Genomic DNA, 12,494 nt, shown 5'->3' with positions numbered 1-12,494 from the left:
CGCGTTGCTCGACTTCGTCCCACTCGGCGGGGTCATCGACTTCGTCGTCCTCCTCGTGGGGCTCGGCGCGTTCGCGCTGGCACTCCGCGGCGAGTCCGGCGACGAAGGTGACGAGGGCGTCTCGTCACCCGACGAGGGACCGCAAGAAGGCTCTCCGATGGCCTGACGGCGGTCCGACGCACCCTCAAAATCACGGACGAACAATTATTATGGTCCTCTCTGTCTGTCGAGTCATGGCAGTCGATTACGAGTCCGAGTTGGAATCGTTCGAGTGGGACATCCCGGAAGACTACAACATTCCGGCAGTCATCGAGTCACACGCCGACTCGTTCGGTGACCGGGTGGCCCTGAAGTTCCGCGACGCGGAGGGGACACGCGAAGAGCGAACCTACGAAGACCTGCGACGAGACATGAATCGGTTCGCGAACGCCCTCGAATCGATGGGCGTCGGCAAAGGCGACCGCGTCATTCACCTTCTCCCGCGCGACCCCGACGTGTTCGCGATTCAACTCGGCGCGCTCAAACGAGGTGCGCTGCTCGTCCCGAGTTCGTCGATGCTCAAACCGAAGGACATCGAGTTCCGCGCGAACGACTGTGAGGCGACGACGGCCGTCGTCCACGAATCGCTCGTCGACATGGTGGACGACGTACGCGACGACACACCGCTGGAGAATTTCGTCTCGCTCGGAGGCGCACCCGACGGGTGGACCGACTTCGCAGAACTCGTCGCAGACGAGTCTGCCGAACACGATGGCCCCGACCTGAAGGCCGAAGACCCGATGTCCATCAACTACACGTCCGGGACGACTGGCCAACCGAAACCGGTCCGCCACCGCCACCGCTGGATGCGCTGCTTCGAACTCATCAACGCGCCGTACTGGTGGGGTGTCACGGCCGACGACGACCTCTCGGACAAACTCCTCTGGGCCACCACCGGAACTGGGTGGGCGAAGTGGTTCTGGAGTCCCGTCGGCGTCGGCCTCACGACGGGCGCGACGCAGTTCGTCTACCGTGGCGACTTCGAACCCGACACGTTCCTCGAACTCATGGAAGACGAAGGGGTCACGCACCTCTGTGCTGTCCCGACGCAGTACCGGATGTTCGCACAACGTGACCTCGCGTCGTACGACCTGCAGATAGAGGAAGTCCTCTCCGCCGGCGAACCCCTCAACCGCGAACCAATCGAGGCGTTCCGGGAAGCCTTCGACGTCATTCCACGCGATGGCTACGGCCAGACGGAGACGGTGGCGCTTCTCACTAACTACCCCGGCATCGACGTGAAACCCGGCAGCATGGGCAAGCCCACGCCGGGTCTCGGGACGACCATCATCGACGAAGACGAGAACGAAGTCGAGACCGGAGAAATCGGCGAAATCGCCATCCCTGTCGGCTGTCCGGGTATCTTCGACGGCTACTACGACAAACCCAACCTCGACGCGAAGACGTTCTCCGGCGACTACTACCGCACCGGCGACTTGGCCTCCCGTGACGAAGACGGGTACTTCTTCTTCGAAGGCCGTGCCGACGACATCATCATCTCGTCTGGCTACCGCATCGGCCCGTTCGAAGTCGAAGACGCCCTCGTCTCCCACGAGGCAGTCGCCGAAGCGGCAGCAGTCGCGAGTCCGCACGAAGAGCGTGGGAACATCGTCAAGGCGTTCGTCGTCCTCATCGACGACTACGAGGGGTCCGACGAACTCGTCACCGAACTCCAAGAGTTCATGAAAGAGCAGACGGCACCGTACAAGTACCCGCGTGAAATCGAGTTCGTCGACGAACTCCCGAAGACGTCTTCCGGAAAGATTCGGCGCATCGAACTCCGCTCTCAAGAAAAGTAACTCCCTTCGGGGGTTCCAGACGGTCCACCTTCTTTACGTGTCGCTCCGTGGTGACTCGCATGTACATCGCGGACCAGACGTGGCCGGAACTCGGAAATTACGTCGCAGCGGAGTCGTTGGCCGTCGTTCCCCTCGGGTCGACCGAACAACACGGACCGCACCTCCCACTCGCGACGGACCACCTCATCGCCGAGTCGTTGGCCCGCGCTGCCACGGACCGAACCGGCCACCTCTGTACGCCCACGGTGAACGTCGGCGTGAGCCCGCACCACCGACAGTTCCACGGGACGATGTGGGTCGACCCGCCGCAGTTCCGCGACTACGTGGAGTCGATGACGCGGAACCTCGCGTACCACGGCATCGACCGTGTCGTCTTCGTCAACGCCCACGGAGGCAACGTCCAGCATCTCCGCGAAGTCGGTCGGCGACTGCGCGACGACGGGACGATGTACGCCATCGAGTGGATGTGGGACGAGTCGATTCCGGACCTGGTGACGGACCTGTTCGACCACCCCGGGCCCCACGGCGGTCCGAAGGAGACGGCGATGATTATGCACATCGCCCGTGACCTCGTCAGAGAAGACCGATTGGACGACGCACGTGACGGCGGCGTCGTCGACCTCTCGTCTGACCACCTGCGTGAACACGGTGCGCGAACCTTCTACGACGCTATCGAGAACTCCGAGAACGGCGTCTTCGGCGACCAAACCGACGCGACGCCCGAGGCAGGTGCGGAGTTGTTCGAGGCGGCGACGGACCAGTTGGTCCACCTCATCGAGTGGTTGGACGCCCAACCGAGAGATGCACTCATGGCACCCGCACACGTGGACCCACAACCGGGAGAGCGGCGCTGAGGCTGGAACGCGGCCGGGCTGAACCCGAGAGGGCCGACACCCTCATTTCTATCCACCCGAACCGACACGTATGACCGTCTGGGTCCTCGGCGACCAACTCAACCTGGAGGCCGCGCCGCTCCAGCACGACGACCACGTGCTCATGATAGAGGCACACGGGTTCGGTGAGCGGATGGCCTACCACCCGCAGAAACTGGCGCTCGTCTTCGCCGCGATGCGCCACTTCCGCGACGAACTCCGTGCCCGCGGATTCGACGTGACCTACCTGACCGCAGAGACGTTCGCTGAGGGCCTCGACCAGTTCTACGACGCGGCACCGGGGACGGACCTCGTCACTATGAACCAGCCGAGTCACGGCGCTGGAGAGCGGTTACGTGAACTCGTCGAGTCCCGCGGTGGGTCACTCACCCTCGTCGAGAACGACCTGTTTCTGACGACACCTGCCGAGTTCGACGCCTGGGCGGGCGACTCGGACACCTACCGACAGGAACACTGGTACCGGCACGTTCGCCGGAAGACTGGTATCCTGATGGACGGCGACGAACCCGCCGGCGGTGAGTGGAACTACGACGACCAGAACCGGGAGACGCCACCAGACGACTGGACACCGCCGGAAGCGCCGCGGTTCACACCAGACGAGACGACACAGGAGGTCATCGAGTTCGTCCGCGAACGCTACCTCGACGCGTGGGGGTCGGTAGACGACTTCGTCTGGCCGGTGACGCGCGACGACGCACGACAGGCACTCGACCACTTCGTCGAGACGCGACTCACCGAGTTCGGCCCGTATCAGGACGCGATGGTCGACGGCGAGTGGGCGCTCAGTCACTCACTCCTCTCGGCCGCCATCAACCTCGGGTTGCTCACCCCCCACGAAGTCGTCGATGCCGTCGAAGACGCCTACTGGGACGGTGACGCACCGCTCAACAGCGTCGAAGGGTTCGTCCGACAGGTGGTCGGATGGCGCGAGTTCATGCGGCACGTCTACCGACGGTCCATGCCCGAGTTGGCCGAGGCGAATCAACTCGACCAGACCGAGTCGCTGCCGGCGGCCTACTGGACCGGCGAGACGGACATGCGGTGTCTGTCGGAGGCCGTCGGCCACGTCTACGACCACGGCTACGCCCACCACATCGAACGCCTGATGGTTCTCTCGAACTTCGCGCTGGTCTACGGTGTCGACCCGCAGGAAGTCAATCGGTGGTTCCACATCGGATTCGTCGACGCGTACCACTGGGTGACGACGCCGAACGTCGTCGGCATGGGGTCGTTCGCCACCGACGTGCTCTCGTCGAAACCGTACGCGTCGTCGGGCAACTACGTGAACAAGATGTCCGACTACTGCTCGTCGTGTCCCTACGCGGTGTCGAAGACGACGGGTGAGAACGCCTGTCCGTTCAACGCGCTCTACTGGGACTTCTTGAAAGAAAACGAGGAACTGCTGCGCGGAACGGGCCGAATGGGTCTCATGTACTCTCACGTCGATAGAAAGGACGACGAGGAGTGGGACGCGATTCGGTCGCGTGCGGCCGAAATCAGGCGGATGGGCGAGGAAGGAACACTCTGAGGGTCGGTTGCGACGACTGCCGAGAGCAGTCGCTCGCCGTGTGAAAATGGAAAATTCTGTTCTCGAACGTGTCTCTCCGGCCGGGACGCCGCAACTTAGAGTCGCGTTACGTTGACCGCACGCGGGCCCTTGTCGGCCTGCTCGATGTCGAACTCCACTTCTTGGCCCTCTTCGAGGTCTGGGCCACCGATGTCCTCCATGTGGAAGAACACGTCGTCGTCGTGGTCTTCTGTCTCGATGAAGCCGTAGCCGCCGGAGGACTTGAAGAATGCAACCTTACCTTTCGCCATTGCGTGTCGAATGTCGACAGAGAAGCTCATAAGGGTTCCGCCAATTGACACCAATGCACGTGGTCGCCGTAGTCCGATACTGCGTTAGTCGCGGCGTTCGCGCCCCAGCGTGTGGAACTCTTCGTTCGGACGCATGTCGGCGAACATCGCCATCCGGTTGCTCAGGTTGAAGAAGGCAGTGACGGCGCCGATGTCCCAGACTTCCTCTTCGGAGAAGCCGACGTCACGGAGTCGCTGGAGGTCGTCGTCGCCGACTTCGACCGGGCGTTCGGTGAGTTTGACGGCTACGTCCAGCATCGTCTTGTGCTTCTCTGAGATATCCGCCGACCGGTAGTTGGCGACGAGTTGGTCCGCCAGAAGTGGGTCTTTGGCGTAGATTCGGAGGAGTGCGCCGTGGGCGACGTTACAGTAGTAACAGTGGTTGACGCCGGAGACGGCGACGATGATCATCTCGACTTCGTGGCGTTCGAGGTCGGTGTCGTCGACGAGGGCGTCGTGGTAGTCGAAGAAGGCCCGCCAGTGAGACGGTTTGTAGGCGAATCCGGCGAAGACGTTCGGAGTGAAGCCCGCGCGTTCGGTCTCGTCTTCGATTCGCTCGCGGAGGTCGTCTGGGAGTTCGTCGAGGTCCGGAACCGGGAATCGGGTCATCGCGTCGTCGTCCATGTCTCGGTGGTCTCCCGGACGGACCTTAACGATTCCTCAGATTCGAGAACCGATACACCTGGGTCGGGCGTCGGTCCCAGTCAGACGACGAGCGAAAGGTACGCCGCCGCAGCGACCGCGAACACACCCAGACCGAACAGACCGTAGTTGGCGACGGTGTTGTCTGCGGTCCACAGAGAGAGGGTGAACTTCCGCGAGGAGAGCGGCCACAGTGGCCGGATTCCCATAGGCGTGAGGAGGTCACCGAGGAGGTGCGCGAGGACGGTGAGCGTGCCGACGGCGAACCCGAACGCGCCGAGCGTCGTCGCCACGGACTCGGTCTGTCCCGTGTTGGTGGCGAGCACGTACGCGGCGGCACCGCCCACACCGCCGACGAGGACGGCGAACAAGAACGTGTGCGTGGGCCCACGGTGGGAGATTCCCGGCACGCGCACGTCGAGGTCCGGAAGCATCGCGAGCCAACACATCACCCCACCGGCGACGAGTGCGAGTTCGGGATAGCCCGTCTGTACCAGCGCGAACCCGAGCGGCGCGAAGACGACGAGGGAGACACCCCAGTGACCGAATCGGTACATCTGCTTCGTTCTGGTCGCGGTATCGTACATAACCTTTCGGCCCGCGGTGAGTCAGCCTTCGAAGAGTGTCAGTAACTCAGAGCAATGGTTAACCCCGACGGCCGCGACGTGCGTCCCATGAGCCAGCACATCTCTGAACTCCTCTCGGGTCTCTCTGCGGTGGAGGCCACACTCCTCGTGTTGCTCATCTCTCTCGGGGGCGCGTTCGTGATGGAGGCAGTCGTCATCCGTCTCTTGTTGCAGTACACGAAGCGCACGGAGACTGGCCTCGACAACATCGTCGTCCAGGAACTCCGATGGCCACTCGTCGTCACCATCTCGCTGGCCGGTGTCTACTTGTTCGCCCAAGCACCGGCGGTGGCGACGGCGCTCGTCGTCGACGAGGCAGTGCTCGACAGGTTCTTCGGTCTCCCGTCTATCTCCGTCGGCGTCGTCGTCTGGGCGTGGGCGCTCAACCGCCTCGTCAACCGCATCGTCGAGTCGGTCAAAGACAAAGGGAGTCGCTTCGACTTCGCGCCGGTCTTTTCGAACATCTGGACTATCGTCGTCTCGGCGGGGACCATCGCAGCGCTGTTGTACCTCTGGGGCATCGAAATCACCCCGTTGTTCGCCGGTGCAGGCATCGCTGGCATCGCCGTCGGGTTCGCCGCGAAAGACACCGTCGCCAACTTCTTCGGCGGCATCGCGCTCTACTTCGACGACACGTACAAGATAGGCGACTACGTCGTCCTCGACTCCGGCGAGGCGGGGACGGTGGTCAAAGTCGGCATCCGCTCGACGACGCTCCTCACCCGGGACGAACTCCTCGTCACCGTCCCGAACTCCGTCCTCAACGCGGCGAAGATTATCAACGAGTCGGCACCGAATCGCCGCCGCCGGATGAAAGTCCCCATCGGCGTCGCCTACGGCACGGATATCGACCACTTCGAAGAGATTCTCGTCGACATCGCCATCGAGGAACCACTCGTGCTCGATTCGCCGCGGCCACGCGCGCGACTCCGTCGGTTCGGCCCCGACGCACTGGAGTACGAACTCGTCTGCTGGGTCAACAGTCCACTCAAGCGCGGGAAGGCCACGCACAACGTCAATCGCGCCATCTACAACCGATTGAACGCCGCGGACATCGGCATCCCGTTCCCACAACGGGACGTGCACGTGCACACCGTCGATGCTGCCGACTCGCCTCGTCAGTCGGTCGTCTCGGAGATGTCCAACGGCGGCCGAACCCGGTCACGGATGGACGACACGTTCGACGAGAGTGACGCCGAAGACGACTCCTACGACGACCTCGTCGACGACGTGTAACCGCCGGGAAGGTTAACCGCGGAGCGTCCTATCCTCGGGTATGCTCCAACTCGGACCGCTGGACTCACTCATCCAGACGTTCGGGCCGTTCATCATCCCGGTCGTGCTGTTCGCGCTCGGACTCGTCGGGTATCTCTTTCTTCTCGTACTCGGACGAACCGGACGGGGCGGCGACTGACCGGACTCCGCCCCGACCGGCACCGAGCAGAATACCAGCACATTGGCACCGGGAGAAACAGAAGACGCCGGTGCCGCGTGTCTCGATTACTCTTCGACGACGATAGCCGCCGGCAAGGCAGTCGTTCGTCAGTCGGCCGTCGCCGTCTCGTCGCCGCGGAGACGGTCGAACGCCGACTCGAACTCGCCGTCTTCCTCGACGGTGTCTTCCCACTCTTCGAGGCCGCGTTCGACGCGAGTCCCCTGGATGGTGTTGTCGAAGAAGAACGCGAACAGACCGCCGACGGCCATCCCCGTCGACCCGATGACGAAGATGGTGTCTGCGATGAGTTGCGTGCCGAGGACGGGGCCGACGAGTGCGACCTGACTCATTCCCTGCCTGAACGCCTCCGCACTGCCGACGTTACCCATGTACGCCGGGATTGCGAGGCCGGCGAACATGGCGACGCCGATGATGAAGATGTTGCGCGAGGAGTCGAGGTCGACGTACTTCAGGTTCGAGAGGCCGACGGCGACGATTTGACCGAACATGGCGATGTAGAGGCCGCCGACGATGGGGCCGGGAATCGTCGCGATGAGTTGGCCGAAGTAGCCGACGAAGCCCATGACGAGCATCAGTGCGGCACCGACCTGCACGACGTAGCGCGACGCGACGCCCGTGAGACCGATGGCACCGATGTTCTCGGAGTACGAGGTGGACCCGCTTCCGCCCATGGTGGCCGAGAAGATGTTCATCAGGCCTTCCATGCCGATACCGTGGTTGATACGGCGCTTCGAGGGCGCACCGACGCCCGAGAGACGGGCGACGGCGTGGTAGTCACCGAAGGACTCGACCATCGAAGCGGCGACGCCGGCGAGCATCCCGATGATGAACGACGAGGTGAACTGCGGGATACCGAACGCGACGCTGCCGACGATGGGCAGTGCGACTTCCATCGTGCCCGGACCGCCCGCGAAGCCCCACTGGAAGGGGTAGATTGGCATGAACGCCGGGGCGGTGAGGACAGACTGGAAGTCCACGAATCCGGGTGCGCCCGCGGCGATGACGCCCGTGACGGACAGGATGGCCGCCACGATGTACGAGACGATGACGCCGAGGAGCACCGGGAAGAGCTTGAACGCGGCGTGGGTGGTGTTGAGGTACTGCGAGAACAGGACGATGAGTGCGAGCGTCAAGCCGAGGAGCCACCAGTTGTTGGTGGCCGACGTAACCTGTGGGACGCTGAACAGCGACAGACCGATGAGCGCAATCGTGGGCGCGATGACGACGGGTGAGATGAACTTCCGGAGGCGTCCGAGCAGTCCGAAGTACCCGACCAGCACCTCGACGGCAGCGGCCACGATGATGGCACCTTGCAGTTGCAAGAGCGCCGTCTGCCAGGCGGCCCCTGACGGGTTAGTCGCGTTCACGACGCCGATGACGGCGATTGCCGGTGCGAGCATCGAGAAGGGTGCACCCTGCACGATGGGGTAGCGGTTCCCGAACGTCGTCTGCATCAGCGTGGCGATGCCGGAGACGACGAAGAACGTCCCGACGAACCGCGGAATCACGTCGCCGGGCATACCGAGGACTCCGGCGAGAATGAGGGGAACAGCGATGTTTGCGCCCACCATCGTGAGGTAGTGTTGGGCGCCGAGAAGGAGAGCGGTTGGAAGGGGTGGTTTGTCGTCGATACCGTACTGCACGAACGAAGAGGATGATGAGTCGTCCGTCACGACCATCCCCCCGTATGCGGCGGTTCTCTCCCGAGCATGGTTGTTCCAGCATTCTACTGAGACTATATATGTCCTACTTTTTCGCGCGAAGGCGGGGTAACGACTTTATTTCATCGGTTTGACGCGAGGCTGTGTCCGGCCGTCGCTCGTCGGCTATTCGTTCGCAAAAAGTGCGGGGCCAATCGCTGCCGGTCGAGTGATTACTCGATGGCGTGGACCGGGGAAATCCAGACGACGAGTTCGCCATCACGTTTGATGACGCCCTCGATGGAGTCGTCTTTCTCTAACGGTGGTTCTTCGACGTCGTTCATCGAGACGCGGACGACCTGATACACTTCGTCGACCAGCCAGCCTGTCGCTGCTTCGTCTTCGAACTTGTTAGGGTCGAAGATGACGATGCGTTTGGACTCGCCTTCGGCGTCGATACTGAGGAGTTCTTTCGGGTTGATGATAGACGTCGTCCGTCCGCGAAGGTCCATCACGCCCTCGACGTACTCGGGGGCGTTCGGGACGCCCGTGAGTTGTCCTTTGTCGACGATTTCGCTCACGTACTCGATGTCGACGCAGTACGTCTCTGGACCCAGTTGGAACTCGAGGACTTGCACCTCTTCTGCGGAGTCCTCTTCGACGTCGTCCTCTGCCATGTCGGTAGTGATTGCATCCTGTCGCATGGTGATTCTCGGCGGGCACACCGCCGCCTGTCTGCCTCACAGTGGACAGATTCGCTGCATAAAGGTACGTACCCGATTATCAGCCGTGATTCTCCTCGGCGAGCGTTTATATATCCGATTTCCGAACCTCGGAGATAGATGAGCGGTCAACGAAACGGCACTCCGACGACTTCTAAACGCCATCGACAGGAGGCACTCCCGACGCCTCTTTCGTCGCCTCGGCACGGCCTCCTCGGGTGGGGACGATGAGTACGTCCGCCGCCGGCGGGCCGACGCGTGCTGTCGTCGTCGACGACTCGCGGTTCATGCGGACGCTGATTCGAACACTCCTCGAAGACGCGGACGTGGAAGTCGTCGCCGACGCAAGCAACGGGAAAGAGGCGATTTCGGTGGTCGATGAACATCGACCCGACGTGGTGACGATGGACATCGAGATGCCCGAGATGAACGGCCTCGACGCAGTCGAAGGCATCATGGACGAGTGTCCGACACCCGTCCTCATGCTCTCGGCTCACGCCGAAGAGGACGCAGACGTCACCTTCGAAGCACTCGACAGAGGGGCAGTGGACTTCGTCACCAAACCCGGTGGGGAAGTGACCTCCGAGATGCCTCGCGTGAAACGCGAACTCGTCGAGAAGATTCAGTCGGCGGCGGCAGTGGACCTCAGTGCGACACAGCGACGGACACGACCACCGAAAGCCGAGTCGGAACCACAGACCACTCCCGAGTCGTCCGCTTCGGCGACCACGTCGACGGCGCTCCCACAGGAGGGTTCGACACTCGTCGTCGGCGCATCGACGGGCGGTCCGAACGTCGTCGAACGCGTCCTCGCGGGGCTTCCTGCCGACGCGGGACTTCGCGTCCTCGTCGTACAGCACATGCCGAAGGGCTTCACCAAGCGCTTCGCCGCCCGTCTCGACGGGCGCTGTGACTACGACGTCCGAGAGGCCGAAGACGGTGAACGAATCGGCCCCGGACAGATTCGCGTCGCCCCCGGTGGGTCACACCTCCTCGTCACGGCTGACCGCGCTGGCCGACTCAAACTCGAACTCTCCGACGACGACCCACTCCACGGCGTCAAGCCAGCCATCGACCTCACGATGGCGTCCGCCGCCGAAGTCGTCGACGCACCCCTCGCCGGGGTGCTGTTGACCGGAATGGGACGCGACGGCGTCGAAGGGATGACCCGAATCAGTCGCGCAGGCGGGCACACGGTCGCACAGGACGAAGAGACGTCAGCAATCTTCGGGATGCCGAAGCGAGCCATCGAAGCCGGGTGCGTGGACGTTATCGCACCCGACGGGCGCATCACCGAAGAAACACTTCGCGGAATCACTACCTGACCATGGACGAAGAACTCTACCAGGCATTCATCACCGAGAGCGAAGAGAGCATCACGCAGTTGAACAACTCCCTGTTGTCGTTAGAGTCCAATCCGGAGGACACAGACGCCATCGACGACATCTTCCGACAGGCACACACGCTGAAGGGGAACTTCGGTGCGATGGGGTTCGACAACGCCGCGACGGTGGCCCACGCCGTCGAGGACCTCCTCGACGAGATTCGGCACGACCGTCTCGACGTGACGCCCGAACGGATGGACCTCGTCTTCGACGGGATGGACCTCATCGTCGACATCCTCCACGACATCGAAGCGAACGGTGAATCCACCATCGACCCGACGGACACGGTCGAAGAGATTCGTGCCGCCGCCGAGACCGGTGGTGACGCGGGAAACTCGAATCCGGCGGCACCTGACGAGGACGACCGCGAAGACGTCGACTTCGTCTCACTCGCCGCCGAGTGCGTCGACACCGATGCCATCGACGCGGCGACGCTCGCACACGCCCACGTCGACCTGGACGTTGGCCAGATGAAGAGCGTCGACGCGGGTATCTTCCTCAGCAACATCCCCGACGTGGTCGACGTCGTCGGGTACGCCCCGTCACGAGACGCCATCGAAGCTGGGGAGTTCGACGATGGATTCGACCTGTTCGTCGCGAACCTCGCGCCCAAAGCAGTCGAATCGAGACTCGGCGACCTCTGGAAGGTCGACTCGGTCGAGACGACCGACGTCTCGGACGTCCTCGACGGTGTGATGTCGGCTGGAACGTCGCAGGAAGCGCCGGATAGTTCCGACGCCGAGGCAGCACCTTCCGAGAGCGACGACGACGTGGACGTAGAACCAGAAGCGGACGTCGACGAACCCGCAGAGGCGACGCCTGCCGACACTGACGGTATCGACGACGGCCCAGCAACCGACGATGGCCACCCGACCAGCGACGAGATGGTGGACGACGGCGGTGACGGCGACGGAAGTGACACCGACGCTGGTGACACTGATGCCAGCGACGACGCCGACAGCGACGACGCCGACAGCGAAGACACCAGCAACGACACCGACGAGTCGAACGACGAAGACGATGACTCGGAAGACGAAGGAGACGCGTCGGACGACGAAGACGACGACTCGGAAGAAGCCCGGTCTATCTCCGCGGTCAAGTCCGTCCGCGTCGACGTCGACCAACTCGACGAACTCCACGAACTCGTCGAGCAACTCGTCACGAGTCGCATCAAACTCCGCAACGCTATCGACGAAGAACAGAACACGGCGCTCGACACGCTCGACGAACTCGACAAAATCTCGTCGAACCTCCAGAACACCGTCATGGACATGCGGCTTATCCCGCTCAAGAAGGTGTTCGACAAGTTCCCGCGACTGGTTCGTGACCTCGCGCGCGAACAGGACAAACGCGTCTCGTTCAAGGTCGAAGGCGCAGACATCGAACTCGACCGGACCATCCTCGACGAGATTTCCGACCCGTTGATGCACGTCCT

12 protein-coding genes and 1 pseudogene are annotated in these 12,494 nt (G+C 62.8%); 8 read left to right on the top strand and 5 right to left on the bottom strand.

What is annotated here, in order from left to right; translation table 11 throughout:
- The 4 genes and pseudogenes from AUR66_RS21550 to AUR66_RS18970 all read left to right on the top strand — a co-directional run.
- A pseudogene (locus AUR66_RS21550) lies at positions 1–166 on the top strand (polymer-forming cytoskeletal protein); the annotation flags it as partial.
- A gap of 67 nt (positions 167–233) precedes the next feature.
- Complete coding sequence (locus AUR66_RS18980; protein WP_058573672.1) at positions 234–1,838, top strand: acyl-CoA synthetase; 1,605 nt, start codon at positions 234–236, stop codon at positions 1,836–1,838.
- Positions 1,839–1,897: 59 nt separating this feature from the next.
- A complete protein-coding gene (locus tag AUR66_RS18975; RefSeq protein WP_058573669.1) occupies positions 1,898–2,692 on the top strand; it encodes a creatininase family protein in 795 nt (264 codons plus the stop codon).
- A 70-nt stretch (positions 2,693–2,762) separates the two neighbouring features.
- Complete coding sequence (locus AUR66_RS18970; protein WP_058573668.1) at positions 2,763–4,259, top strand: cryptochrome/photolyase family protein; 1,497 nt, start codon at positions 2,763–2,765, stop codon at positions 4,257–4,259.
- Between the two features lie 95 nt (positions 4,260–4,354).
- Here the strand turns inward: AUR66_RS18970 and AUR66_RS18965 are convergent, their stop codons facing one another.
- From AUR66_RS18965 to AUR66_RS18955, 3 genes are all read right to left on the bottom strand, one after another.
- The gene (locus AUR66_RS18965) at positions 4,355–4,549 is read right to left on the bottom strand and encodes a cold-shock protein (protein WP_004967996.1); all 195 of its coding nucleotides are present in this window, start codon (positions 4,547–4,549) and stop codon (positions 4,355–4,357) included.
- 84 nt (positions 4,550–4,633) lie between these two features.
- On the bottom strand, positions 4,634–5,212 hold the full coding sequence (locus AUR66_RS18960) for a peroxidase-related enzyme (protein ID WP_058573667.1): 579 nt from the start codon (positions 5,210–5,212) through the stop codon (positions 4,634–4,636).
- Between the two features lie 80 nt (positions 5,213–5,292).
- Positions 5,293–5,787 (bottom strand): metal-dependent hydrolase, encoded by a 495-nt coding sequence (locus AUR66_RS18955; RefSeq protein ID WP_058573671.1) that lies wholly within the window; start codon positions 5,785–5,787, stop codon positions 5,293–5,295.
- 117 nt (positions 5,788–5,904) lie between these two features.
- On the opposite strand from AUR66_RS18955, the gene AUR66_RS18950 reads away from it, so the two are divergent.
- Positions 5,905–7,092, top strand: a complete 1,188-nt coding sequence (locus tag AUR66_RS18950; protein WP_058573670.1) for a mechanosensitive ion channel family protein — start codon at positions 5,905–5,907, stop codon at positions 7,090–7,092.
- A gap of 40 nt (positions 7,093–7,132) precedes the next feature.
- The gene (locus AUR66_RS22400; protein WP_197409885.1) at positions 7,133–7,270 is read left to right on the top strand and encodes a hypothetical protein; all 138 of its coding nucleotides are present in this window, start codon (positions 7,133–7,135) and stop codon (positions 7,268–7,270) included.
- A 128-nt stretch (positions 7,271–7,398) separates the two neighbouring features.
- On the opposite strand, the gene AUR66_RS18945 is transcribed toward AUR66_RS22400, so the two are convergent.
- Entirely contained in the window at positions 7,399–8,991 is a 1,593-nt protein-coding gene (locus AUR66_RS18945) for a uracil-xanthine permease family protein (RefSeq protein WP_058573666.1), read from the bottom strand.
- A 194-nt stretch (positions 8,992–9,185) separates the two neighbouring features.
- Positions 9,186–9,656: a chemotaxis protein CheW gene (locus AUR66_RS18940; protein WP_058573665.1), complete on the bottom strand. Its 471-nt coding sequence runs from the start codon at positions 9,654–9,656 to the stop codon at positions 9,186–9,188.
- A 245-nt stretch (positions 9,657–9,901) separates the two neighbouring features.
- On the opposite strand from AUR66_RS18940, the gene cheB reads away from it, so the two are divergent.
- Positions 9,902–10,999, top strand: coding sequence for a chemotaxis-specific protein-glutamate methyltransferase CheB (cheB, locus tag AUR66_RS18935; protein WP_058573664.1), 1,098 nt, complete (start codon positions 9,902–9,904; stop codon positions 10,997–10,999).
- A gap of 2 nt (positions 11,000–11,001) precedes the next feature.
- On the top strand, positions 11,002–12,494 hold a 1,493-nt coding region (locus AUR66_RS18930; protein ID WP_197409883.1), incomplete at its 3' end, for an Hpt domain-containing protein.

The organism is Haloferax profundi (assembly GCF_001469865.1).
In the GTDB taxonomy this organism is placed as follows: Archaea; Halobacteriota; Halobacteria; order Halobacteriales; family Haloferacaceae; genus Haloferax; species Haloferax profundi.
Note: the sequence above shows the minus strand (reverse complement) of the source record. Positions and strands in the feature narration are given on the sequence as shown.